27 protein-coding genes are annotated in these 22,509 nt (G+C 63.6%); 25 read left to right on the top strand and 2 right to left on the bottom strand.

Annotation, left to right across the window (positions count from 1 at the left end):
- Nucleotides 1-25 precede the first annotated feature (25 nt).
- The 25 genes from ACWYRN_RS08085 to tatC all read left to right on the top strand — a co-directional run bounded on the left by ACWYRN_RS08085 (nt 26) and on the right by tatC (nt 19,347).
- A complete protein-coding gene (locus tag ACWYRN_RS08085; RefSeq protein WP_488691924.1) occupies nt 26-1,489 on the top strand; it encodes a glutamate synthase subunit beta in 1,464 nt (487 codons plus the stop codon).
- 365 nt (nt 1,490-1,854) lie between these two features.
- A complete protein-coding gene (locus ACWYRN_RS08080; RefSeq protein ID WP_229436419.1) occupies nt 1,855-2,658 on the top strand; it encodes an ABC transporter ATP-binding protein in 804 nt (267 codons plus the stop codon).
- Nucleotides 2,655-3,437 carry a lipid asymmetry maintenance ABC transporter permease subunit MlaE gene (gene mlaE / locus ACWYRN_RS08075; RefSeq protein WP_229436420.1) on the top strand — a complete coding sequence of 261 codons (783 nt, stop codon included), beginning with the start codon at nt 2,655-2,657 and terminating at the stop codon, nt 3,435-3,437. Before ACWYRN_RS08080 ends, mlaE begins: the two co-directional genes overlap by 4 nt.
- Before the next feature lie 77 nt (nt 3,438-3,514).
- On the top strand, nt 3,515-3,988 hold the full coding sequence (gene mlaD, locus ACWYRN_RS08070; RefSeq protein ID WP_229436422.1) for an outer membrane lipid asymmetry maintenance protein MlaD: 474 nt from the start codon (nt 3,515-3,517) through the stop codon (nt 3,986-3,988).
- Nucleotides 3,985-4,812 (top strand): MlaA family lipoprotein, encoded by an 828-nt coding sequence (locus tag ACWYRN_RS08065; protein WP_488691923.1) that lies wholly within the window; start codon nt 3,985-3,987, stop codon nt 4,810-4,812. Before mlaD ends, ACWYRN_RS08065 begins: the two co-directional genes overlap by 4 nt.
- Nucleotides 4,813-4,899: 87 nt before the next feature.
- Entirely contained in the window at nt 4,900-5,550 is a 651-nt protein-coding gene (locus ACWYRN_RS08060) for an MlaC/ttg2D family ABC transporter substrate-binding protein (RefSeq protein ID WP_488691922.1), read from the top strand.
- 17 nt (nt 5,551-5,567) lie between these two features.
- Nucleotides 5,568-5,825 carry an STAS domain-containing protein gene (locus ACWYRN_RS08055; RefSeq protein ID WP_229436427.1) on the top strand — a complete coding sequence of 86 codons (258 nt, stop codon included), beginning with the start codon at nt 5,568-5,570 and terminating at the stop codon, nt 5,823-5,825.
- A 389-nt stretch (nt 5,826-6,214) separates the two neighbouring features.
- Nucleotides 6,215-7,147 (top strand): ABC transporter ATP-binding protein, encoded by a 933-nt coding sequence (locus ACWYRN_RS08050; protein ID WP_488691921.1) that lies wholly within the window; start codon nt 6,215-6,217, stop codon nt 7,145-7,147.
- Between the two features lie 41 nt (nt 7,148-7,188).
- The gene (locus ACWYRN_RS08045; RefSeq protein WP_229436585.1) at nt 7,189-7,911 is read left to right on the top strand and encodes an ABC transporter permease; all 723 of its coding nucleotides are present in this window, start codon (nt 7,189-7,191) and stop codon (nt 7,909-7,911) included.
- 20 nt (nt 7,912-7,931) lie between these two features.
- On the top strand, nt 7,932-8,168 hold the full coding sequence (locus ACWYRN_RS08040) for a BolA family protein (protein WP_229436430.1): 237 nt from the start codon (nt 7,932-7,934) through the stop codon (nt 8,166-8,168).
- Nucleotides 8,169-8,170: 2 nt separating this feature from the next.
- A complete protein-coding gene (murA, locus tag ACWYRN_RS08035; protein WP_488691920.1) occupies nt 8,171-9,421 on the top strand; it encodes a UDP-N-acetylglucosamine 1-carboxyvinyltransferase in 1,251 nt (416 codons plus the stop codon).
- 20 nt (nt 9,422-9,441) lie between these two features.
- Complete coding sequence (gene hisG / locus ACWYRN_RS08030; protein ID WP_488691919.1) at nt 9,442-10,116, top strand: ATP phosphoribosyltransferase; 675 nt, start codon at nt 9,442-9,444, stop codon at nt 10,114-10,116.
- A 3-nt stretch (nt 10,117-10,119) separates the two neighbouring features.
- Nucleotides 10,120-11,433, top strand: a complete 1,314-nt coding sequence (hisD, locus tag ACWYRN_RS08025) for a histidinol dehydrogenase (protein ID WP_488691918.1) — start codon at nt 10,120-10,122, stop codon at nt 11,431-11,433.
- Nucleotides 11,430-12,257 carry a DNA-methyltransferase gene (locus ACWYRN_RS08020; RefSeq protein WP_488691917.1) on the top strand — a complete coding sequence of 276 codons (828 nt, stop codon included), beginning with the start codon at nt 11,430-11,432 and terminating at the stop codon, nt 12,255-12,257. The genes hisD and ACWYRN_RS08020 overlap by 4 nt, the downstream gene beginning before the upstream one ends.
- Before the next feature lie 2 nt (nt 12,258-12,259).
- The gene (gene hisC, locus ACWYRN_RS08015; protein WP_488691916.1) at nt 12,260-13,360 is read left to right on the top strand and encodes a histidinol-phosphate transaminase; all 1,101 of its coding nucleotides are present in this window, start codon (nt 12,260-12,262) and stop codon (nt 13,358-13,360) included.
- A 19-nt stretch (nt 13,361-13,379) separates the two neighbouring features.
- The gene (gene hisB / locus ACWYRN_RS08010; RefSeq protein WP_056341024.1) at nt 13,380-13,970 is read left to right on the top strand and encodes an imidazoleglycerol-phosphate dehydratase HisB; all 591 of its coding nucleotides are present in this window, start codon (nt 13,380-13,382) and stop codon (nt 13,968-13,970) included.
- A gap of 5 nt (nt 13,971-13,975) precedes the next feature.
- Nucleotides 13,976-14,629, top strand: coding sequence for an imidazole glycerol phosphate synthase subunit HisH (hisH, locus tag ACWYRN_RS08005; RefSeq protein ID WP_488691915.1), 654 nt, complete (start codon nt 13,976-13,978; stop codon nt 14,627-14,629).
- 52 nt (nt 14,630-14,681) lie between these two features.
- On the top strand, nt 14,682-15,458 hold the full coding sequence (gene hisA, locus ACWYRN_RS08000) for a 1-(5-phosphoribosyl)-5-[(5-phosphoribosylamino)methylideneamino]imidazole-4-carboxamide isomerase (RefSeq protein WP_488691914.1): 777 nt from the start codon (nt 14,682-14,684) through the stop codon (nt 15,456-15,458).
- 4 nt (nt 15,459-15,462) lie between these two features.
- Nucleotides 15,463-16,224 carry an imidazole glycerol phosphate synthase subunit HisF gene (gene hisF, locus ACWYRN_RS07995; RefSeq protein ID WP_488691913.1) on the top strand — a complete coding sequence of 254 codons (762 nt, stop codon included), beginning with the start codon at nt 15,463-15,465 and terminating at the stop codon, nt 16,222-16,224.
- Nucleotides 16,225-16,226: 2 nt separating this feature from the next.
- Nucleotides 16,227-16,658 (top strand): phosphoribosyl-AMP cyclohydrolase, encoded by a 432-nt coding sequence (hisI, locus tag ACWYRN_RS07990; RefSeq protein ID WP_488691912.1) that lies wholly within the window; start codon nt 16,227-16,229, stop codon nt 16,656-16,658.
- The gene (locus ACWYRN_RS07985) at nt 16,655-16,996 is read left to right on the top strand and encodes a phosphoribosyl-ATP diphosphatase (protein WP_290421014.1); all 342 of its coding nucleotides are present in this window, start codon (nt 16,655-16,657) and stop codon (nt 16,994-16,996) included. The genes hisI and ACWYRN_RS07985 overlap by 4 nt, the downstream gene beginning before the upstream one ends.
- A gap of 63 nt (nt 16,997-17,059) precedes the next feature.
- Nucleotides 17,060-17,434, top strand: a complete 375-nt coding sequence (locus ACWYRN_RS07980; protein ID WP_229436450.1) for a histidine triad nucleotide-binding protein — start codon at nt 17,060-17,062, stop codon at nt 17,432-17,434.
- Between the two features lie 398 nt (nt 17,435-17,832).
- Nucleotides 17,833-18,075, top strand: a complete 243-nt coding sequence (gene tatA / locus ACWYRN_RS07975; protein WP_290421013.1) for a Sec-independent protein translocase subunit TatA — start codon at nt 17,833-17,835, stop codon at nt 18,073-18,075.
- Nucleotides 18,076-18,087: 12 nt separating this feature from the next.
- A complete protein-coding gene (gene tatB / locus ACWYRN_RS07970; RefSeq protein ID WP_488691911.1) occupies nt 18,088-18,591 on the top strand; it encodes a Sec-independent protein translocase protein TatB in 504 nt (167 codons plus the stop codon).
- Nucleotides 18,592-19,347: a twin-arginine translocase subunit TatC gene (gene tatC, locus ACWYRN_RS07965; RefSeq protein ID WP_290421011.1), complete on the top strand. Its 756-nt coding sequence runs from the start codon at nt 18,592-18,594 to the stop codon at nt 19,345-19,347.
- Between the two features lie 57 nt (nt 19,348-19,404).
- Here the strand turns inward: tatC and ACWYRN_RS07960 are convergent, their stop codons facing one another.
- Nucleotides 19,405-19,671, bottom strand: a complete 267-nt coding sequence (locus tag ACWYRN_RS07960; RefSeq protein WP_488691910.1) for an MbcA/ParS/Xre antitoxin family protein — start codon at nt 19,669-19,671, stop codon at nt 19,405-19,407.
- 324 nt (nt 19,672-19,995) lie between these two features.
- On the bottom strand, nt 19,996-22,473 hold the full coding sequence (locus ACWYRN_RS07955) for a TonB-dependent receptor plug domain-containing protein (RefSeq protein ID WP_488691908.1): 2,478 nt from the start codon (nt 22,471-22,473) through the stop codon (nt 19,996-19,998).
- Nucleotides 22,474-22,509: the final 36 nt, after the last annotated feature.

Below are 22,509 nucleotides of genomic sequence, written 5' to 3'. Positions count from 1 at the left end.
CGGCAAAGAACAAAGGAACAGCAACATGGGCAAAATCACTGGCTTCATGGAATTTCAACGGCAGGAAGAGCAATACCTCGATCCCGCCACCCGTATCAAGAACTACAAGGAATTCGTCCTCACACTGACCGACCCGCAAGCCAAGGTCCAGGGCGCACGCTGCATGGACTGCGGCATCCCGTTCTGCAACACCGGCTGCCCGGTCAACAACCAGATCCCTGACTGGAACGACCTGGTCTACCACAACAACTACCGCGGCGCGATCGACAACCTGCACTCGACGAACAACTTCCCCGAGGTCACCGGCCGCATCTGCCCGGCCCCTTGCGAAGCCTCGTGCACGCTGAACATCAACAACGATCCGGTCGGCATCAAGTCGATCGAGCGCAAGATCGCCGACACCGCCTGGGAACACGGCTGGGTCGTGCCGCAACCACCGACGCATAAAACCGGCAAGAAAGTCGCCGTGGTCGGCTCCGGCCCCGCCGGCCTGGCCGCCGCCCAGCAACTGGCGCGCGCCGGCCACGACGTGACGGTGTTTGAAAAGAGCGACCGCATCGGCGGCCTGCTGCGCTACGGCATCCCCGACTTCAAGATGGAAAAGACGCTGATCGACCGTCGTGTGGAACAGATGCAGGCGGAAGGCGTGACTTTCCGCACGGGCGTCCTGATCGGCAAGGATTTCCCGGCCGCCGTCAGCAACATGGCGCGCGACACCATCTTCCCCGAAGACCTGGCCGCCGAATTCGACGCCGTGGTCATGGCCGGCGGTGCCGAGCAGCCGCGCGATTTGCCGGTGCCGGGCCGCGAGCTGAAGGGCGTGCATTTCGCCATGGACTTCCTGCCCCAGCAGAACCGCGTGAATGCTGGCGACAAATTGAAAGACCAGATCAAGGCCACCGGCAAGCACGTGGTCGTGATCGGCGGCGGCGACACCGGTTCCGACTGCGTCGGCACCTCGAACCGCCACGGCGCCGAATCGATCACCCAGTTCGAACTGATGCCGATGCCGCCGGAACAGGAAAACAAACCCCTGGTCTGGCCCTACTGGCCGACGAAATTGCGCACCTCGTCCTCGCACGAGGAAGGCTGCGAGCGCGATTTCGCAGTGGCCACCAAGCGCTTCGAAGGCAAGAACGGCAAGCTGGAAAAACTGGTCGCCTGCCACGTCGAGTGGAAAGACGGCAAGATGACCGAAGTGCCGGACTCGGAATTCGAACTGAAGGCCGACCTGGTCTTCCTGGCCATGGGCTTTGTGTCGCCGGTGCAGCAGGTGCTGGACGCTTTCGGCGTGCAGAAAGATGCACGCGGCAATACCAAGGCCACGGTCGAGGGCGAAAACGCCTACCAGACCTCGGTGCCGAAAGTGTTTGTCGCCGGCGACATGCGCCGCGGCCAGTCGCTGGTGGTATGGGCGATCCGGGAAGGGCGCCAATGCGCACGCGCGGTCGATGAGTTCCTGATGGGTTCGTCGGTACTGCCGCGCTAATGAGAAGGAACCGGCGGGAAGGGTCAACTTCCCGCCAAAACGCCAGTCAAACCTCTGCCTCCCCGCCGGTTTTTCGATCTCTTTCGAGCCGCAAACGATCACTCTTGCTTTCCTTGAAAGCGGCCCCATCTTGTCATCCAGTTTTCGCGCTTCTCCAGAGTAATGTTTATATAAGACAACAAATAGAAATATTGTCTTATATGCATATCCTAGAAAAAACAATTACTTACAACATTAAATAGCTGACTTTCGAGTTATTTGTGTTGTAATTGTGCGTCGTACAATGGGTGGAAACCGAGGGGCCTCAAGCAGCGGTTGCCGTTTCTGCACTACAATACGAGATTCCCCAAATCTAATTACCCCCTGTGTCTAACTTAGTAGAAATACGTGATCTTGAGTTCGGCTACGGCGACCGCAAGATCCTGTCGAATCTGCGCATGGACTTCCCGCGCGGCAAGCTTATTGCCGTCATGGGCGGGTCCGGCTGCGGCAAGACCACGGTGTTGCGCCTGATCGGCGGACAAATCCGTCCGCAGCGCGGCCAGGTGCGGGTCGGCGGCGAGGTCGTGCACGAGTTGCGCACCGACGGCCTGTACCGCCTGCGCCGCCGCATGGGCATGCTGTTCCAGTTCGGCGCCCTGTTTACCGACCTGTCCATCTTCGACAACGTTGCCTTCCCGCTGCGCGAACATACCGATCTGTCCGAAGAACTGATCCGCGATCTGGTGCTGATGAAGCTCAATGCCGTCGGCCTGCGCAATGCCCATAAACTCAAGCCGGGCGAGATTTCCGGCGGCATGGCGCGCCGCGTGGCCGTCGCGCGCGCGATCGCGCTCGACCCCGAACTCATCATGTACGACGAGCCCTTTGCCGGCCTCGACCCGATCTCGATGGGCGTGACCGCCAACCTGATCCGCAACCTGAACGACGCGCTCGGCTCGACCTCGATCCTGGTCTCGCACGACGTCAAGGAAACTTTTGCTATTGCCGACTATGTTTACTTCATGTCGGCCGGCAAAATCGTGGCCGAAGGCACGCCGGAAGAACTGCGCGTCTCGACCGACCCGTACGTGAAGCAGTTCGTGAACGCCGAACCGGACGGCCCGGTGCCCTTCCATTACCCCGGCAAGTCGCTCGGCGACGACCTGGGCCTGGGAGCGAAGCGATGATCGTGCGTTTCCTGGAAGCGGCCGGCCGCACCGCGCGCGAAGGCGTCGAAGCCCTGGGCTTTGCCACGCGCGCGTTTTTCAATTTGCTGCGTTTTTCGCCGGGCGCCTTCCGCCGTCCCTCGCTGATTTCCGAGCAAGTCCACTTCATCGGTAACTATTCGCTGGTCATCACCATCGTCTCCGGCCTGTTCGTCGGCCTGGTGCTGGGCCTGCAGTTCTACGTCAACCTGATCCAGTTCGGCGCCGAGGAAAAGCTCGGTTCGCTGACGGCCTTGTCGCTGATCCGCGAACTCGGCCCGGTCGTTACCGCGCTGCTGTTCGCGGGCCGTGCCGGCACCTCGCTCACGGCCGAGATCGGCCTGATGAAGGCGGGCGAGCAGCTGTCGGCCATGGAAATGATGGCAGTCAACCCGGTGCAGCGCGTCCTCGCGCCGCGTTTCTGGGGCGGCGTCATCGCCATGCCGGTGCTGGCAGCCGTGTTCTCGGCGGTCGGCATCGTCGGCAGCTACCTGGTGGCCGTGAAATTGCTCAGCCTCGACGAAGGCGCGTTCTGGTCGCAGATGCAGGCCGGCGTCGACGTCAACCGCGACGTGATGAGCAGCATTATCAAGAGCTTCGTGTTCGGTATCGCCGTGACCTTCACCGCGCTGTTCCAGGGTTACAACGCCAAGCCGACCCCGGCCGACGTGGCGCGTGCTACCACCCGCACCGTCGTGATCGCGTCGCTGCTGGTGCTGGGCCTGGATTTCGTAATGACCGCGCTGATGTTCACGCAGTAATCGACAAATAAACAACTCAACAAATCAGAACCGTTTCGTTTGGCCGCGCACAGATGGCCTGACTACTAGGAATTACTATGCACCGTAAAATCATCGACGTCTGGGTCGGCCTCTTCGTTCTGCTGGGCGCGGCCGCTGTCCTGTTCCTGGCCCTCCAGGCCGGTAACATGAGCTCGCTTTCCTTTACCGACACCTACGTCGTGACAGGGAAATTCGACAACATCGGTGGCTTGAAGCCGCAGGCGCCAGTCAAGAGCGCCGGTGTCGTGGTGGGTCGCGTTGGCGACATCAGCTTCGACGATAAAACGTTCCAGGCGAATGTGACCCTGGATCTGGACGAAAACTATCAGTTCCCGAAAGATTCGTCGCTCAAGATTTTGACCGCAGGGTTGCTGGGCGAGCAATACATTGGCATCGAACCGGGCGGCGACACCAAGAACCTCGTCGACGGCGATCGAATCAACCGTACGCAATCGGCCACCGTGCTGGAAGACCTGATCAACCAGTTCATCTACAGCAAGGCCGCCGAAGGAAAGGATGGCAGCGAATGAAAAGCAAGAAGATGACTACCCTGCCGCGACTGAGTGGCCTGGCCCTGGCAGTGGCCGCCTGCGCCGTGCTGTCGGGTTGCGCTACCTCGGCCAACCCGCAGGATCCGCTGGAAAAGTTTAACCGCGCAAGCTTCGCCTTCAACGACGCGGTCGACCGCACCGTGCTGAAGCCGGTCGCCACCGGCTACAAGAACGTGACCCCGGGCTTCGTCCAGACCGGCGTCGGCAATTTCTTCGGCAATCTGTCGGATGCCTGGAGCGCCGTCAACAACCTGCTGCAGGGCAAGGGCGAAGCCGGCATGACCGACGTTACCCGCGTGGCGCTGAACTCGACCTTCGGCATCCTGGGCCTGCTCGACATCGCGTCGGAAGCCGGTTTGCAGAAGCACAACGAAGATTTTGGCCAAACCCTCGGTTATTGGGGTGTTCCTTCGGGTCCCTTCTTGATGTTGCCGCTGTTGGGCCCATCTACGATCCGTGACACCACCGCCTTGCCGGCGGACCGCTGGGGCGATCCATGGAAGTACAAGGACCCGCACAACTGGCGCAACATCGGCAGCGGTATTCGTGTGATCGACCAGCGCGCTTCGCTGCTGGATGCATCGAACCTGCTGGAAGAAGCCGCACTCGACCGTTACGAATTCCTGCGCGACGGTTACCTGCAGCGCCGCCAGAGCCAGGTGTACGACGGCAACGTGCCGCGTGCCGCGGCCGAAGACGACGGCGACGATGCGCCGGCCTCCAGCAGCCAGGTAGTGCCGCTGCCGGCATCGCCGGCGCCGGCCGAACCTGCCGCGGCGGAAACGCCTGCGAAGACGCAGTAATCACTGCGCAGTCCAGGGAACCGGCTGTCGCCCCGCTTGACGCGGCGCCCCAGCCGGAACCTACAACGAACAGAAAAGAGAGAGCCCATGAAACCCATCGCCCACCTCATTGCCACCGTTGCTTCCGTCGCCTTTGCCACCAGCGTCATCGCTGCGCCGGCGCCTGCCACCAACGAAGCACCGGACGTGCTGGTCAAGCGCATCAGCGCCGAAGTCATCGACACCGTGAAGTCCGACAAGGACATCCAGGCCGGTAACCGCAACAAGATCATGGACCTGGTCAACTCGAAGATCCTGCCGTACGTGGATGCCGAGAAAATGACCGCCCAGGCAGCCGGCCGCTTCTGGCGCCAGGCTACCCCGGAACAGCAAAAGCGCCTGTCGGAAGAATTCCGCACGCTGCTGGTCTACACCTACTCGGGCGCGCTGTCGACGATCAAGAATGAAACCGTCGAGTTCAAGCCGATGCGTGCCAGCCCAACCGACACCGACGTCGAAGTGCGTTCGCAGGTGAACGTGTCGCGCGGCGAGCCGATCACCCTGAACTACCGCCTGGCCAAGGGCGACGGCGGCTGGAAGATCTACGACATCAACGTGCTGGGCGCCTGGCTGGTGGAAACCTACAAGGGCACCTTCACCGCCGAGATCAACAAGTCCGGCATCGATGGCCTGATCAACCGCCTGGCCGAACGCAACAAGCAGCTGGCCAGCAAGCCGCTGAACACGCCGAAGAAATAATGGCCGAAGCAAATCCTATGTTGTCACTCGACGCCCTGACCTTCGAGACCGCCGATGCGGCCCTGGAGCAGGGCATCGCCGCCATCCGCGCCGGCGAGACCGTGTTCGACCTGGGCGGCGTGCGCGCCGCCGATTCCTCGGGCGTGGCTTTGTTGCTGGCCTGGCAGCGCCGCGCACGCGATGCGGGGCAGAAGCTCACGTTCATCAATGTGCCGGCGAATATCGATGCGCTGGCGAATTTGTATGGGTTGGATGGGGTGCTGGAGCGGTCGTAAGTGTGCCGCTGCAGCCATAAATGGCCGCGACGGTGAACCGTAGGGTGGGCACTCCGTGCCCACGCGTGAAGCATGCAGGCCCGCGGCTCATCCCATGGGGGCGTTTCGATAACGCCCATTTTGGCCTGATGCGTTATCGACTCTCTTCCGGAGCCTGATTGGCTTCCACATTTTGCCTCTGCCACGACCGCCGCCGATGACGCGACATTCCGCGTGGGCACGGAGTGCCCACCCTACGGTTGAGTTCGCCAATTCCTTCGGCACCTCCTATAAGCCGGCATTCTTGGCTTCTCATTCCCCCAAGCTCTTGCATTTCCGATTTCCCCTATAATGGGTCGTTTCCCCGCTCGGCTCGCGCGCGTCCTGCGCCACGGCCACTCCCAAGAACAATGACAGCGATCCAGATCAACAGCGTCGAGAAAAGCTACAAGGGCTTCAAGGCCCTCAAGGGCGTTTCCCTGAACATCGAACAAGGCGAATTCTTCGGCCTGCTGGGCCCGAACGGCGCCGGCAAGACGACCCTGATTTCCACCATCGCCGGCCTGATCCGGCCCGACGTCGGCAGCGTCAAGATCCACGGCCACGACGTCGTCACCGACTTCCGCAATGCGCGCAAGAACCTCGGCGTGGTGCCCCAGGAACTGGTGTTCGATCCCTTCTTCACCGTGCGCGAAACCTTGCGCCTGCAGTCGGGTTACTTCGGCATCAAGAACAACGACGCCTGGATCGACGAGGTCATGCACAACCTCGATCTCACGAATAAAGCCGACGTCAACATGCGCGCCCTGTCCGGCGGCATGAAGCGCCGCGTGCTGGTGGCGCAAGCCCTGGTGCACAAGCCGCCCGTCATCGTGCTCGATGAGCCGACCGCCGGCGTCGACGTCGAGCTGCGCCAGACCTTGTGGAAATTCATTTCGCGCCTGAACCGCGAAGGCCACACCGTGGTGCTGACCACCCACTACCTGGAAGAAGCCGAGGCCATGTGCCAGCGCGTGGCCATGTTGAAGCTCGGCGAAGTGGTGGCGCTCGACAGCATGCAGGGCCTGCTGCGCCGCGTGTCCGGCTCGCAACTCATCGTCCACCTGAAGGAAGGCACGCTGCCCGAAGGCCTGCGTCCGCTGGTCTCGCACGACGAACAGGAAAATGGCAAGGGCAACCGCTACAGCCTGCGCATCAATGCGCCGGGCGAAGTCGAGGCCATCCTGGCGCGCCTGCGCGAAAGCGGCGCCGTGGTCGACGAGATGCAGCTCCAGCAAGCCGACCTGGAAGACATCTTCCTGCAAATCATGGGCGATGCCAAAGCCGGAAAGGGTGCACTGTGAGTTTCGTTTCCGTGGGTTTCCGTACTCTGTTCTACAAAGAAATGCTGCGTTTCTGGAAAGTGGCGACGCAAACCATCGCCGCGCCGATCCTGACCGCCATGCTGTATTTGCTGATCTTCGGCCACGTGCTCGAAGGCCGGGTCGAAGTCTACCCGGGCGTCAGCTACACCGCCTTCCTGGTGCCGGGCCTGGTGATGATGAGCGTGCTGCAGAACGCCTTTGCCAATTCGTCGTCATCGCTGATCCAGTCCAAGATCACCGGCAACCTGGTGTTCATCCTGCTGCCGCCGCTGTCGCACTGGGAAATCCTGCTGGCCTATGTGTCCGCTTCCGTGGTGCGCGGCCTGGTGGTCGGCGCCGGCGTGTTCGCAATCACCGCCTGGTTCGCCCACCTGAGCTTTGCGGCGCCGCTGTGGATCATCGTGTTTGCCGTGCTGGGCGCGGCCATCCTGGGTACCCTGGGCGTGATCGCCGGTATCTGGGCCGACAAGTTCGACCAGCTCGCGGCTTTCCAGAACTTCCTGATCATGCCCGCCACCTTCCTGGCCGGTGTGTTCTATTCGATCCACTCGCTGCCCGGCTTCTGGCAGGCGGTCTCGCATTTCAACCCGTTCTTTTATATGATTGACGGGTTCCGCCACGGCTTCTTCGGCACGTCCGATATTTCGCCCTGGACCAGCCTGGCCATCGTCTCCGTGTTCTTCGCGGTATTGGCGGCCATTGCGATCAATTTGCTCCGGCACGGCTACAAGCTGCGCCACTAATACATTATTTAGGATTTATCGTGTCGACCACCCCAGAACTGATCCACAGCTACATCGAAAAGGGCCTGCAATGCACCCACCTGCAGGTCGAGGGCGATGGCCGGCACTTTTCGGCCCTGATCGTCTCGCCTGAATTCGCCGGCAAGCGCCCGATCCAGCGCCACCAGCTGGTGTACGCCGCGCTCGGCGACCGCATGCGCGAGGAAATCCACGCGCTGTCGATGAAGACCCTGACCCCGGACGAGTACCAAGGATAAGCATGGACAAGCTCCAGATTGTTGGCGGCAAGCGCCTGAACGGCGAGATTTCGGTATCGGGCGCGAAGAACGCGGCCCTGCCGATCCTGTGCGCTGGCCTGCTGACGGCAGGCGACGTCGAACTGACCAACGTGCCGCGCCTGCACGATGTGAAAACCATCCTCAAGTTGCTGGCCCAGACCGGCTTGAGCGTGAACCAGGACGATGAAAACGTCACCCTGAACGGCGCCAACATCACCAGCCTGGAAGCGCCGTACGAGCTGGTGAAGACCATGCGTGCGTCGATCCTGGTGCTCGGCCCGCTGCTGGCGCGTTTCGGCGAAGCCAAGGTCTCGCTGCCGGGCGGCTGCGCCATCGGTTCGCGTCCGGTCGACCAGCACATCAAGGGCCTGCGTGCGATGGGCGCCGAGATCACCATCGAAGGCGGCTACATCTACGCCAAAGCCAAGAAACTGAAGGGCGCGCGCATCCTGACCGACATGATCACGGTCACCGGCACCGAGAACCTGCTGATGGCCGCGACCCTGGCCGAAGGCGAGACCGTGCTGGAAAACGCCGCGCGCGAGCCGGAAGTCACCGACCTGGCCAACCTGCTGGTGGCCATGGGCGCGAAGATCGAGGGCATCGGCACGGACCGCCTGGTGATCCAGGGCGTCTCGGAACTGCATGGCGCCAAGCACGCCGTGATCTCGGACCGCATCGAAGCGGCCACCTTCCTCTGCGCCGTCGCTGCCACCGGCGGCGATATCGTGCTGACGAATACCCGCACCGACATCTTCGACGTCGCGCTCGACAAGCTGCGCGAAGTCGGTTTGCAGATGGAAGTGGGCAGCAACACCATCCGTGCGCGCATGGATGGCCGTCCGCAGCCGGTGTCCTTCCGTACCACCGAATACCCGGGCTTCCCGACCGACATGCAGGCCCAGTTCATGGCGGTGAATACCATCGCCGCCGGCCCGAGCCGCGTGACCGAGACCATTTTTGAAAACCGCTTCATGCACGTGCAGGAGATGAACCGCCTCGGCGCCTTCATTTCCACCGAAGGGAATACCGCCTTCATCAAGGGCGTGGACCGCCTGGTCGGCGCGCCGGTGATGGCAACCGACCTGCGCGCCTCGGCCTCGCTGGTGATCGCCGGCATGGCCGCCGAAGGCACGACCCTGATCGACCGCATCTACCACCTCGACCGCGGCTACGACCGCATGGAAGTGAAGCTGTCGGCGGTGGGCGCCGACATCGTGCGTATCAAGTAATCGATCGGGTAAACAAGTTCATGAGCATCGCAACACAATCGACGGAGCCGGGCCTGATCCTGGCGCTGTCCAAGGGCCGCATCTTCGAAGACACCCTCCCGCTGCTGGAGGCGGCCGGCATCACCGTAACCGAAAACCCGGAGACGTCGCGTAAACTCATCCTGGCGACGAACGACCCGCTGGTGCGCGTGCTGATCGTGCGCGCCACCGACGTGCCGACCTACGTGCAGTACGGCGCGGCCGACTTCGGTGTGGCCGGCAAGGACGTGCTGCTCGAGCATGGCGGCGAAGGCCTGTACCAGCCGGTGGATTTGAACATCGCCTGCTGCCGCATGTCGGTGGCGGTGAACGCCGGCTTCGACTACGAAACCGCCGTGCGCCAGGGCGCGCGCCTGCGCGTGGCCACCAAGTTCACGCACACCGCGCGCGAGCACTTCGCGTCGAAAGGCGTGCACGTCGACCTGATCAAGCTGTACGGCTCGATGGAGCTGGCGCCGCTGGTCGGCCTGTCCGACGCCATCGTCGACGTCGTCTCGACCGGCAACACCCTGCGCGCGAACAACCTGGTCGAAGTCGAGAAGATCATGGAGATCTCCTCGCGCCTGGTGGTGAACCAGGCCGCGCTCAAGCTCAAACGCGAGCGCCTGCAACCGATTATCGAAGCCTTCGACAAGGCATCCAGACTACAAGGCTGAACCATGGCAGTACAGATCCGCACCCTCGATTCCACCGACGCCAACTTCAAACAGCAACTGCATACGCTGCTGGCTTTCGAGGCCGCGACCGACGATGCAATCGAAACCGCAGTGGCAAAGATCCTCGCCGACGTCAAGAAGCGCGGCGATGCGGCCGTGCTCGAATACACGAACCGTTTCGACCGCGTGAACGCCACCAGCATTACCGCCTTCGACCTGACCCAGGACGAATTGCAAGCCGCCCTGGCCGCACTGCCGGACGCCCAGCGCGCCGCATTGCAGACCGCGGCCGAGCGCATCCGCGTCTTCCACGAGCGCCAGAAACAGGAACTGAACGGCTTCACCTACACCGAGCCTGACGGCACCGTGCTGGGCCAGCGCGTGACGCCGCTGGACCGCGTCGGCATCTACGTCCCGGGCGGCAAGGCCGCGTATCCATCGTCGGTGCTGATGAACGCGATTCCGGCGCAGGTGGCCGGTGTAAAAGAGATCGTCATGGTAGTCCCGACCCCGGACGGCGTCAAAAACCAGATGGTGCTGGCCGCCGCCGCGATTGCCGGCGTGACGCGCGTGATCACCATTGGCGGCGCCCAGGCTGTGGGCGCGCTGGCCTACGGCACCGAGACCATTCCGGAGGTCGACAAGATCGTCGGCCCCGGCAATGCCTATGTCGCCGCCGCCAAGCGCCGCGTGTTCGGCGTGGTCGGTATCGACATGATCGCCGGTCCTTCCGAGATCCTGGTGCTGTGCGACGGCACCACTGACCCGGACTGGGTAGCGATGGACTTGTTCTCGCAGGCCGAGCACGACGAACTGGCGCAGGCGATCCTGCTGTGCCCGGACGCGGACTACATCAAGCAGGTCGAGGCCAGCATCCACAAGCTGCTGCCAACCATGCCGCGCGCCGAGACCATCACGACCTCGCTCACCGACCGTGGCGCCCTGGTAAAGGTGCGCGACATGGAAGAAGCCTGCGCGATCGCCAACGACATCGCCGCCGAGCACCTGGAAATCTCGGCCGAGAACCCGCAGCAGTGGGCCGAGCAGATCCGCCACGCCGGCGCCATGTTCCTGGGCCGCTTCTCGTCGGAGTCGCTGGGCGACTACTGCTGCGGCCCGAACCACGTGCTGCCGACCTCGCGCACGGCGCGCTTCTCGTCGCCGCTGGGCGTGTACGACTTCCAGAAGCGCTCGTCGGTCATCCAGGTAAGCGAAGCCGGCGCCCAGACGCTGGGCCGTGTCGCGGCCGAACTGGCCTATGGCGAGGGACTGCAGGCGCACGCCCGCAGCGCAGAACTGCGTATCAAACAGTCATGACGGACTGGGTCAACCAGGTCTTCTGCGAGGACGCGCTGGCAGGGCTGGCGCGCATCCCCGACGGTTCGGTAGACCTGATCCTGACCGACCCGCCCTACAACCTCGGCAAGGACTACGGCAATGCCTCGGACCAGCAGAGCGTCGAGGCCTATCTTGCCTGGACCGAGGAATGGGTGAATGCGGCGCTGCCCAAGCTGAAGGCCAACGGCAGCCTGTATATCTTCCTGACCTGGCGCTTCGCGCCCGAGATCTTCGTCATGCTGAAAAAGCGCATGACGATGATGAACGAGATCATCTGGGACCGCCGCGTGCCCTCGATGGGCGGCAGCGTGCGCAGCTTCTCGTCGGTACACGACACCATCGGCTTCTTCGTGAACCGCAAGGATTATTATTTTGATCTCGATGCGGTCCGCGTGCCCTACGACGAAGCGACCAAGAAGGCACGCACGCGCTCGATTTTCGTGGGCGCCAAGTGGCTCGAAGTCGGCTACAACCCGAAAGACCTGTGGAGCGTGTCGCGCCTGCACCGCGAGCACCCGGAGCGCGCCGACCATCCCACGCAAAAGCCGCTCGAGATCATCGAGCGCATGATCAAGGCGTCCTGCCCGCCGGGCGGCGTCGTGCTCGACCCCTTCATGGGCAGCGGCACCACGGCGATTGCCGCCAAGCGCCTGGGGCGCCAGTTCGCCGGCTTCGAGCTGAACCCGGCCTATTGCGCCATCATCGAAACGCGCCTGGCCTCGCCCGATCCCGAACCCACCATCAAGCAACGCAAGAGTATCGCGCGCAAGAGTCGCGCAGCAGCCACCGCCACCGAGGAATGAGCATGCCCATCGAGAACCTGATCGCCAACGTCATCCGCGCGGACATCCGCGCCAACAGCGCCTATGTCGTGCCCGATGCGAGCGGCTACATCAAGCTGGACGCGATGGAAAACCCGTACGCGCTGCCCGACGCGCTGCGCCAGGAATTGGCCACGCGCCTGGCCGACGCGGTGCTGAACCGCTACCCGGTGGCGTCGTATGCCACGCTAAAGGACAAGGTCAGCGCCAAGCTGGGCATCCCGGACGGCTACGGTGTCCTGCTCGGCAACGGCTCGGATGAGCTGATCCAGATCGTCACCACCACGGTCGCCAGCACGGACCAGCGCGCCGTCGTGATGGCGCCGGTGCCGGCCTTTGTCATGTATTCGCGCTCGGCCCAGTTCGCAGGCGCCGATTTCGTTGGCGTGCCGTTGAAGGCCGACTTCACGCTGGATTTGCCGGCGATGCTGGCGGCGATTGAAGAACACCAGCCGGCCGTGGTCTTCCTGGCCTACCCGAACAACCCGACCGGCAATTTGTTCGCCACCGAGGACATCGAAGCCATCCTGCGCGCCCTGGGCGACAACGGCATCGCCGTGCTCGACGAAGCTTATCAACCGTTCGCGCGCCAGACCTTCATGGACCGCCTCGGCGAATTCGATAACCTGGTCGTGATGCGCACCGTATCGAAGCTGGGCCTGGCCGGCATCCGCCTGGGCTACATGACGGCCGCCCCAGCCCTGCTGGCCGAGTTCGAGAAGGTACGCCCGCCGTATAACGTGAACGTGCTGACCCAGGTGGCGGCCGAGTTCGTGCTGGATCACGTCGAGGTGCTGGATGCCCAGGCCGCCTCGATCAACGCCGAGCGCGAGCGCCTGGCGGCCGAACTGGCGGCCCTGCCGGGAGTCGAAGTATTTCCGTCGGCGGCGAATTTCATTTCGCTGCGGGTAGCGGACGCCGCCGCTGTCTGCACTAAACTCCTTGCCGAGAAGGTGCTGATCAAAAATTTGAGTAAAATGCACCCATCGCTGGCCAATTGCATTCGTGTGACGGTCAGCACGCCGGAAGAAAACTCCGCATTCCTGAACGGCCTGAAGGCGGCCCTCCCAACAGCCTCCGCCTGAGCCAAACGAGCACCTTTTCATGACCCGCACCGCAGACATCACCCGCAACACCAACGAGACGCAGATCCGCGTCGCGCTCAATCTGGACGGCACCGGCCGCCAGAAACTGAACACCGGCGTGCCCTTCCTGGACCACATGCTGGACCAGATCGCCCGCCACGGCATGATCGACCTGGAAGTCGAGGCCGTGGGTGACCTGCACATCGACGCCCACCATACCGTCGAAGACACCGGCATCACGCTCGGCATGGCGATCGCCAAGGCCGTCGGCGACAAGAAGGGCATGACCCGCTACGGTCACTCCTACGTGCCGCTGGACGAGGCGCTGTCGCGCGTGGTGATCGACTTCTCCGGCCGTCCTGGCCTGGAAATGCACATCCCCTGGACGCGCGCCATGATCGGCACCTTCGACGTCGATCTCACCGGCGAATTCTTCCGCGGCTTCGTGAACCACGCCGGCGTGACCCTGCACATCGATAACCTGCGCGGTGTGAACGCCCACCACCAGTGCGAGACCGTCTTCAAGGCCTTCGGCCGCGCGCTGCGCATGGCGACCACGTTAGACGAGCGCGCCGCCGGCATCATCCCTTCGACCAAAGGCAGCCTGTAAACACCATGGCGAACAAGATCGTAGTGGTCGATGGCCTCGGCAACCTGCGCTCGGTAGCGCAGGCCCTGCGCGCCGCCGCGCCGGAAGCCGACATCCTGGTCTCGAATAGCGCCGCCGACATCGACGCGGCCGACCGCATCGTGCTGCCGGGGCAGGGCGCCATGCGCGACTGCATGGACAGCTTGCGCGCCTCGGGCGCCGAAGACGCGCTGCGCCGCGCCGTCGCCACCCGCCCGGTGATGGGCGTGTGCGTGGGCGAGCAGATGCTGTTCGACGAAAGCGAAGAAAATGGCGGCGAGGGTGGAACAACCCCGGGCCTCGGCCTGTTGCCGGGCAAGGTGGTGCGCTTCCAGTTGGATGGCAAGACCCAGGCCGACGGCTCGCGCTTCAAGGTCCCGCAAATGGGCTGGAACCGCGTCCAGCAGACCCGCGCCCACCCGCTGTGGGAAGGCGTGGCCGACGGCAGCTATTTCTACTTCGTACACAGCTATTACGTGGCGCCCGACGAAGCCAGCGACACCATCGGCGAAACCGATTACGGCGGCCTGTACACCTGCGCCGTCGCACGCGATAACCTCGTCGCCACCCAGTTCCACCCCGAGAAGAGCGCAGCCGCCGGCCTGCGCCTGTACCGCAATTTCATCCACTGGAATCCTTGAACATCCGTTCACTCTTCCGCTCACTTCCTCCGTTCCTTTACCGACCACGACCATGCTGCTGATCCCCGCCATCGACCTGAAAGACGGTCACTGCGTTCGCCTGAAACAAGGCGATATGGACCTCGCCACCGTCTTCTCCGAAGACCCCGCCGAAATGGCCCTGCATTGGCTGCAACGTGGCGCGCGCCGCCTGCACCTGGTCGATTTGAACGGCGCCTTTGCCGGTAAACCGAAGAACGAGCCGGCCATCAAGTCGATCCTGCAAGTCGTGCAGGAGTTCGCCGAAGAGAACGGCATCGAGGAAATCCCGGTGCAACTGGGCGGCGGCATCCGCGACCTCGACACCATCGAGCGTTACCTGGACGACGGCATCAGCTACATCATCGTCGGCACCGCGGCCGTGAAGAACCCTGGCTTCCTGCACGACGCCTGCGGCGCCTTCCCTGGCTCGATCATCGTCGGCCTGGACGCGAAAGACGGTAAAGTGGCCACCGACGGCTGGAGCAAGATGTCCGGCCACGAAGTGATCGACCTGGCGCAGAAGTTCGAAGGCTACGGCGTCGAATCCATCATCTACACCGACATCGGCCGCGACGGCATGATGGGCGGCGTGAACATCGAAGCCACCGTGCGCCTGGCGCAGGCGGTGCGCATCCCGATCATCGCTTCCGGCGGCCTGCACAACCTGGCCGACGTCGAAGCGCTGTGCGCGGTGCAGGACGAAGGCATCGAAGGCGTGATCTGCGGCCGTTCGATTTATGAAGGCACGCTCGACCTGGCATCGGCCCAGGCCCGCGCCGACGAACTGACCGAGGGCGAAGAAGCTTAACCCCATGCTGGCAAAACGTATCATCCCCTGCCTGGACGTGACGGGCGGGCGCGTCGTCAAGGGCGTCAATTTCACCGAGCTGCGCGACGCCGGCGACCCCGTCGAAATCGCGCGCCGCTATGACGGACAAGGCGCCGACGAAATCACCTTCCTCGACATCACCGCGTCGAGCGACGGCCGCGACCTGATCCTGCCGATCATCGAAGCCGTTGCCTCGACCGTGTTCATTCCGCTCACCGTCGGTGGCGGCGTGCGCAAGGTCGAGGACGTGCGCCGCCTGCTGAATGCCGGCGCCGACAAGGTGAGCATGAACACCTCGGCCGTGCAGAACCCGCAGCTGGTGTTCGACGCCGCGCAAAAGCACGGCTCGCAGTGCATCGTGGTGGCGATCGACGCCAAGCAGACTGCGCCCGGAAAATGGGAAGTGTTCACTCATGGCGGCCGGAATGCCACCGGGATGGACGCGGTGGAATGGGCGATCAAACTGCAGGAACTGGGCGCCGGCGAACTGCTGCTCACCAGCATGGACCGCGACGGCACCAAGTCCGGTTTTGATTTGGGCCTGACGCGCGCCGTGTCGGATGCGGTCGGCATTCCGGTGATCGCCTCGGGCGGTGTCGGCGGGCTGAAAGACCTGGCCGATGGCGTGCTCGAAGGGCATGCCGATGCGGTGCTGGCGGCATCCATCTTCCACTACGGCCAACACACGGTCGGCGAAGCCAAGCGCTACATGGCCGAACGCGGCATTCCGATGCGACTGGATTGAAGATGACGCCAACCAATGCGAACGCCGCTTCGAACGCGAAGTGGCTGAAAAAAGTGCGCTGGGACGAGAACGGCCTGGTGCCGGTGATCGCCCAGGAAGCCGCCACGGGCGACATTTTGATGTTCGCCTGGATGAACCGCGACGCCCTGGCGCGCACGGTGGAACTGGGCGAAGCCGTCTACTGGAGCCGCTCGCGCAAGAAGCTGTGGCACAAGGGAGAAGAGTCCGGCCACACGCAGAAGGTGCTGGAAATGCGCCTCGATTGCGACGAAGACGTGATCCTCCTGAAGATCGAGCAGGCCGGCGGCATCGCCTGCCATACCGGCCGCCATTCCTGCTTCTTCCAGAAGTTCGATGGCGAGGACTGGCAGGCGGTGGAGCCGGTGCTGCAGGACCCGGAAACGATTTACACGAATACGAAGAAGACCCCATGAGCGAGATCCTGGCCCGCGTGGCCGCGACCATCGAAGGCCGCAAGCCCGAGAACGGCGGCGACCCGGCGACGTCGTACGCCGCCAAACTGTTCGCCAAAGGCGACGACGCCATCCTGAAAAAGATCGGCGAAGAAGCCACTGAGACCGTGATGGCGGCGAAAGACGCGCGCGTGTCGGGCGACACGTCGAAAATCGTGTACGAAGTGGCCGACCTGTGGTTCCATTCGATGCTGCTGCTGGCGAAGTTCGATTTGAACCCGCAACAGGTGCTGGACGAACTGGCCAGGCGCGAGGGCGTGTCGGGTCTGGAAGAAAAGGCCGCCCGCAAGGAAGCATAGAAACCGTTTGCGTCATGGCGCCGTCATGGTTTGCGCTTAGTATGCCGGACACAAGGAGACAACATGGATAACTGCATTTTCTGCAAGATCGTCGCGAAACAGATTCCCGCGAACGTGGTGTACGAGGACGACGATGTGCTGGCCTTCAAGGACATCAACCCGGCTGCGCCCGTGCATCTGCTGGTGATCCCGAAGGTGCACGTGGCGACCCTGTCCGACGTGACCGACGACCACACCGCGGTGCTGGGCAAGATGCTGGCGCTGGCGCCGCGGCTGGCGGCCGAGCAGGGCGTGGGCGTGACCACGGATGCCAACGGCCAGCGCAGCGGCGGCTTCAAGACCCTGATCAACAGCGGTCCGAACGGCGGGCAGGAGGTGTATCACCTGCACCTGCACATGTACGGCGGCGAACGGCCGTGGCGGGGTTTGGGTACTTAACATCGGAAGCGGGCGATCGTAAATGGCGGCCTGCGGCCGATATCGTACGGTGGGCACTCCGTGCCCACGCGGTTACGTGTTCATGCATGCACCGCTGGCCGTGATCGATCGCTCGAAACATATGCAATGAAAAGCGACGCGTGCGTCTCCTCGCTTGGGGCTGGCTGGCGATGTTTCACCGCCAGCACAAACCGCACGCGCACGTAACCGCGTGGGCACGGAGTGCCCACCGTACGGGCGGCAGCCAAGCCATAGCAACGTTCCCAATGAGGCACGCTGTGGTATTGGCTCTTGACAAGTTTCTTTTGGCCGGGTCAAGTCGGGCCGCATGGCTTATACTGGCACGGTATGTTTGACTGCACCAATTTCAGGCGCAAGCGTCTGCGAAGGAGATAACGATGGGTTCGATGAGTATTTGGCACTGGGTAATCGTGCTGGTGGTGGTGGTGCTGCTGTTCGGTACCAAAAAACTGGGCAATGTCGGTTCGGACATCGGCAAGGCCGTCAAGGGCTTCAAGGATGGCGTGAAGGGTGAAGAAGAGAAGTCGGCTTCGAACCCGGCCAACCCTGCCAGCCCGACGCAACAGGTGGCGGACAAGTCGACGATCGACGTCGAAACCCGCGAAAAACACCGTTCGTAATTCGCTCGCCCCATGATCGACCTGGGACTGTCGAAGATCGCCATCATCGGTGTGGTGGCGCTGATCGTGATCGGCCCTGAAAAGCTGCCAAAGGTGGCGCGCATGGCCGGCACCCTGTACGGCCGCGCCCAGCGCTACCTGCAGGACGTGAAATCCGAGGTCAGCCGCGAGATCCAGCTCGACGAATTGCGCAATTTGCACAAGGAAGTGGCGGACAGCGCGGCCGAGTTCCAATCCGACGTCGAGCACCACATGTCGGGCGCCGTGAACGACGTCAAGTCGGCCTGGCAGGGCGATATCCAGCCGACCATCGCCACGCCTGCCGCGCCATCGGCCACGCTCGACGACCTCGAACGCAAGGCGCGCGACTTCCGGCGCAAGAAGCTGGTGCGCTCGTCGGCCATCCCCGCCTGGTACAAGCACCGCCATGGCGGCAAGACCCGGGTATTGTCGGGCGCCGCGCGCGTGCGCAAGTTCCGCCCTGGCGTGAAATCCTCCAATAATTCCTTTTTCTAGATGACGACCGAAGAAGCGCCAGTCGAAGAAACCTTCATCTCCCACCTCGTCGAGCTGCGCGACCGCCTGGTCAAGGCCATCATCGGCGTGGCGCTGGTCTGCATCGCGTTGATGATCTGGCCGGGGCCGAAGGAGGTCTACGATTTCCTCGCCGAGCCGATGCTGCAATCGCTGCCGCCGGGTGCAAAGATGATCGCCACCGGCGTCGTCTCGCCCTTCCTGGTGCCGATGAAGGTGACGCTGATGGTCGCCCTGATCATCGCGTTGCCCTGGGTGTTCTACCAGATCTGGGCCTTCGTCGCCCCCGGCCTGTACGCCCACGAAAAGCGCCTGGTGCTGCCGCTGGTGATCTCGTCCTCGCTGCTGTTCATCGGCGGCGTGGCCTTCTGCTACTTCCTCGTGTTCGGCCGCGTGTTCCACTTCATTGCCGAATTCGCGCCCTCGACGATCGCGGTGATGCCGGACATCGAGAACTACCTCGATTTCGTGATGTCGATGTGCCTGGCTTTCGGCGCCACCTTCGAGGTGCCGGTGGTGGTGGTGATCCTGGTGCGCATGGGGATTGTCAGCATCGAGAAGCTGAAGTCGATCCGCCCCTACATGATCGTCGGCGCGTTCGTGATCGCGGCCATCGTCACGCCGCCGGACGTGGTCAGCCAGCTGGCCCTGGCCATTCCGATGTGCCTGCTGTTCGAGCTGGGCCTGCTGGTGGCGCCGATGTTCGTGCGCATGACGCAGGCGCCGGAAGAGGCGTAAGCGGGGAAGCAGCCAACAAAAAACCGGAGCGCGCTCCGGTTTTTTTACGTCCCGTGATTATTTGCCCGGCTTCGCCTGTGCGCCGCCGCGGATATGCGCCAGCACCTCCTGCTCGCGCCCGGCCGCCACCAGCTGGGCTGGCGTCTGGCCGCCGAAAGCCTCGAGCGGCGCATCCATCCAGGCACTGGCCGCCTCGTCCTTGCCGAGTATCCCCTTCATCTCGTGCATGACCGCGTAATACACCTGCGCCTTGCGCGACTGCGCATCAAAGCGGGCGCGCAGGGCGGCCATGGCGTCGGTCGTGATCTGTCCGTCAGTGCTCATGCTGGTTGTCGTCCGATAAAAACACCATCATACCTGCTCAGCAAACATGCTTGACCCTGACGCGGCGTCAGGCTTTATCGTTATGTGCAATCGGACAACATTACGGAGAGCGCGATGCTGTGTAGCCCTTGTCGCCTGTGCTGTCGATGACGTCGCCGGCGGCGGTGTGCGAGTCCGCTGTCGGTATGGTTATCGCGACACGATGTCGCAAGCCGAATGCAGGCAGGGAGTGCCGGCATGCAAGCGGCGCACAAGCACGCCGCTTGTGCGCCGTTGCACAGCACGAAGGCAGGAGGACCGGTACTGCCGGCCCGTTTTACCGCATCAGAACTTGAAGTTGGCGCGCGCGTAGTAATAGCCGCCGTTGATCCCGATCGGCGAGAACGACGGGTAGATCGTCACCGCGCCGTTGTCGAGGTTCTCGCGCTGGATGCGCAGCACCTCCGCGTTCACCTGGTCCGGATACTTGTTGAACAGGTTGTTCGCGCCCACCGACACGGTCCAGGCATTGCTCAGGCGGTAGCTCACTTCGAGGTCGGTCACGGCCAGGGTGCCGATCTCGCTCTTGAAGTAGGTGGCGCCGCCGTCCGGCGACTGCATCTCCGACGACTTGCCGTAGATCGCTTCGCGCAGGTTCACCGTCCACGCGCCGCTGCGCCACAGCGCGCCCAGGTTCACGCGCATCTTCGGCGAGGCGGTCTCGATGTCCGAGATCGCGGTGGCGTCGAGCAGCACCTGCGGCTGCAGCTGGCTCGGCGCCTGGTTGATCTTGGTGACCTTTACAGTGTTGTAGTTGGCGGCGGCGGACCAGTCGACGCGCCCGTAGTTGCCGTAGTTGCTGCTCTTGGTGGCCACGAGTTCCAGGCCGCGGCTGCGCGTGTCGATGGCGTTCGAGAAGATGTTGATGCCGGTTTCAACCACGGTCGGATCGAGCACGTTGCCGTTGGCGAGGATGGCCGCCGTCACCGCCGGCGAATTCACCGCGCCGCCCGAGCCGTACAAGGCGCCGCTGCCGACGATGCGGTCGCGGATCTTGATCTGGTAGGCGTCGAGGGTGACGGTGACGCCCGGGGCCGGGTTCAGCACCAGGCCGGCCGAGAGGTTGGTCGACTTCTCCGGCTTCAGGCCGTCGATGCCGACCAGGCGCGCGCCGGGCGAGTTGGGCGCCAGCTGCACGAAGGCGCTGCGCGGCGAGACATTCGTTGCCGAATAATAGGACTCGGCCAGGGTCGGCGCGCGGAAGCCGTTGCTGAAGGTGCCGCGCAGGGCAAAGGCCGGCGAAAAGTCGTAGCGCGAGGTCAGCTTGCCGACCTTGGCGTTGCCGAAGTCGCTGAAGTGCTCGTAGCGTCCGGCCAGGTCGACCGTCCAGCCGGTCACCGGTTGCGAGGAGAAGTTGATGTACACGGCTTCGTTGTCGCGGTCGTGCTTGCCGGCGTCGGTGAGCAGGAAGCCGGGATAGGACTGCGAGCCTTCCTTGTAGCGCGAGGCCGGTTCGCCGGCCACGATCTCGTAGGTGTCGCGGCGCTGCTCCAGGCCGAGCGCCACGTTCAGCGGCGCGGCCCAGCCGATGTCGAACTCGCGGCTGATGTCGAGGTTGTTGGTCCACTGGCTGGCGCGAAATTCGCCGGCCTTGAAGGTGGTCGGCGAAAAGCCGGTATCGGTGAACAGCGAGACGTTGACCGAATCGTCCACGCCCAGGCGAGTGATGTCCTTGCCGTAGGTGCTGGACAGGTCCCAACGCCAGGCGCCGAGACTGCCCTTGACGCCGGCGGTGAGCGCGTAGTCGGTCTCGTCGAAGGTCTCGAGGGGGCTGAAGCCGAGCGGGTAGACGGCCGGGATGCGGTTCGGCATGCGGTAGTTCTCGTAGGCGCGCGCCTTTTTCTCGCCGTAGGTGGCGAAGCTGTAGAAACTCGCATTGGCGCCGAGGTCGAAGCCGAAGTTGGCGGCGCCGACGTGCTGGCGGTACTGGGCGTCGCCCTGGATGCGGTTCAGGTGCGGGTAGCCGGGCGCCTGCAGCAGCTGCGGCTGGGCCGCCAGCGTGGCCGGGTCGATCACGCGCGGGTCGATGCCGCCTCGGTTGCTGAAGCCGTGGTACTTGGTCTCCGCCGTCAGGCTCAGGTAGGCCGAATCGAAGGGCGTCAGGCCGAGGTTCGCGCTGGCATTGCCCGTGTGGCCGCCGCCGTCGTCGTAGCCGCCGCCGTTGACGTTGCCGCTCACGCCGCTGCCGTTCGATTTCAGGATGATGTTGATCACGCCGGCGATGGCGTCGGTGCCGTACTGCGCGGCGGCGCCGTCCTGCAGCACCTCCACATGGTCGATCGCGCCCAGCGGGATGTAGTTCAGGTCGGCCGCCGCGCCGCCCTGGAAGGCGCCGCCCAGCACGGCCAGGTTGGCGGTGCCGTGACGGCGCTTGCCGTTCACCAGCACCAGGGTGTTGTTCGGGCTTAGGCCGCGCAGGCGCGCCGACAGCGTCATCGCCGCCATGTCCGAGCCGAAGGCCTGGATCGTGAACGAGGGCAGGTTCTGGCCCAGGGCCTGGCGCAGGTCGGCCTGGCCGGTGCGGTTCAGCGAGGCGGCGTCGAGCACCTGGATCGGCGAGGCGCTGTTCTCGACCTTCAGGCCCGAGGCACGGGTGCCGGTGACGATCACGACGCCGCTGGTAACCGGCCCGGCATCGATATTGGCGGGCGCCGGCACGTCGGCCATCGCGACCTGGGTAGGCGGCGTTTCCTGCGCGTGCGACAGACCGGAGTACAGCATGAAGACGGCGGCGGCGCCTTTGGTGAGTTTGGCCTTGAGCATGGTGATCCCTTGTTATTGGTTGGCGTACGGGTTTTT

Source organism: Massilia sp. BAP21 (assembly GCF_057801335.1).
Note: the sequence above shows the minus strand (reverse complement) of the source record. Positions and strands in the feature narration are given on the sequence as shown.

Coding starts and splice junctions, on each gene's coding strand:
- ACWYRN_RS08085 (WP_488691924.1), top strand. CDS start 26: ATGGGCAAAATCACTGGCTTCATGGAATTTCAACGGCAGGAAGAGCAA.
- mlaE (WP_229436420.1), top strand. CDS start 2,655: ATGATCGTGCGTTTCCTGGAAGCGGCCGGCCGCACCGCGCGCGAAGGC.
- mlaD (WP_229436422.1), top strand. CDS start 3,515: ATGCACCGTAAAATCATCGACGTCTGGGTCGGCCTCTTCGTTCTGCTG.
- ACWYRN_RS08065 (WP_488691923.1), top strand. CDS start 3,985: ATGAAAAGCAAGAAGATGACTACCCTGCCGCGACTGAGTGGCCTGGCC.
- ACWYRN_RS08060 (WP_488691922.1), top strand. CDS start 4,900: ATGAAACCCATCGCCCACCTCATTGCCACCGTTGCTTCCGTCGCCTTT.
- ACWYRN_RS08055 (WP_229436427.1), top strand. CDS start 5,568: ATGTTGTCACTCGACGCCCTGACCTTCGAGACCGCCGATGCGGCCCTG.
- ACWYRN_RS08050 (WP_488691921.1), top strand. CDS start 6,215: ATGACAGCGATCCAGATCAACAGCGTCGAGAAAAGCTACAAGGGCTTC.
- ACWYRN_RS08045 (WP_229436585.1), top strand. CDS start 7,189: ATGCTGCGTTTCTGGAAAGTGGCGACGCAAACCATCGCCGCGCCGATC.
- murA (WP_488691920.1), top strand. CDS start 8,171: ATGGACAAGCTCCAGATTGTTGGCGGCAAGCGCCTGAACGGCGAGATT.
- hisG (WP_488691919.1), top strand. CDS start 9,442: ATGAGCATCGCAACACAATCGACGGAGCCGGGCCTGATCCTGGCGCTG.
- hisD (WP_488691918.1), top strand. CDS start 10,120: ATGGCAGTACAGATCCGCACCCTCGATTCCACCGACGCCAACTTCAAA.
- ACWYRN_RS08020 (WP_488691917.1), top strand. CDS start 11,430: ATGACGGACTGGGTCAACCAGGTCTTCTGCGAGGACGCGCTGGCAGGG.
- hisC (WP_488691916.1), top strand. CDS start 12,260: ATGCCCATCGAGAACCTGATCGCCAACGTCATCCGCGCGGACATCCGC.
- hisB (WP_056341024.1), top strand. CDS start 13,380: ATGACCCGCACCGCAGACATCACCCGCAACACCAACGAGACGCAGATC.
- hisH (WP_488691915.1), top strand. CDS start 13,976: ATGGCGAACAAGATCGTAGTGGTCGATGGCCTCGGCAACCTGCGCTCG.
- hisA (WP_488691914.1), top strand. CDS start 14,682: ATGCTGCTGATCCCCGCCATCGACCTGAAAGACGGTCACTGCGTTCGC.
- hisF (WP_488691913.1), top strand. CDS start 15,463: ATGCTGGCAAAACGTATCATCCCCTGCCTGGACGTGACGGGCGGGCGC.
- hisI (WP_488691912.1), top strand. CDS start 16,227: ATGACGCCAACCAATGCGAACGCCGCTTCGAACGCGAAGTGGCTGAAA.
- ACWYRN_RS07985 (WP_290421014.1), top strand. CDS start 16,655: ATGAGCGAGATCCTGGCCCGCGTGGCCGCGACCATCGAAGGCCGCAAG.
- ACWYRN_RS07980 (WP_229436450.1), top strand. CDS start 17,060: ATGGATAACTGCATTTTCTGCAAGATCGTCGCGAAACAGATTCCCGCG.
- tatA (WP_290421013.1), top strand. CDS start 17,833: ATGGGTTCGATGAGTATTTGGCACTGGGTAATCGTGCTGGTGGTGGTG.
- tatB (WP_488691911.1), top strand. CDS start 18,088: ATGATCGACCTGGGACTGTCGAAGATCGCCATCATCGGTGTGGTGGCG.
- tatC (WP_290421011.1), top strand. CDS start 18,592: ATGACGACCGAAGAAGCGCCAGTCGAAGAAACCTTCATCTCCCACCTC.
- ACWYRN_RS07960 (WP_488691910.1), bottom strand. CDS start 19,671: ATGAGCACTGACGGACAGATCACGACCGACGCCATGGCCGCCCTGCGC.
- ACWYRN_RS07955 (WP_488691908.1), bottom strand. CDS start 22,473: ATGCTCAAGGCCAAACTCACCAAAGGCGCCGCCGCCGTCTTCATGCTG.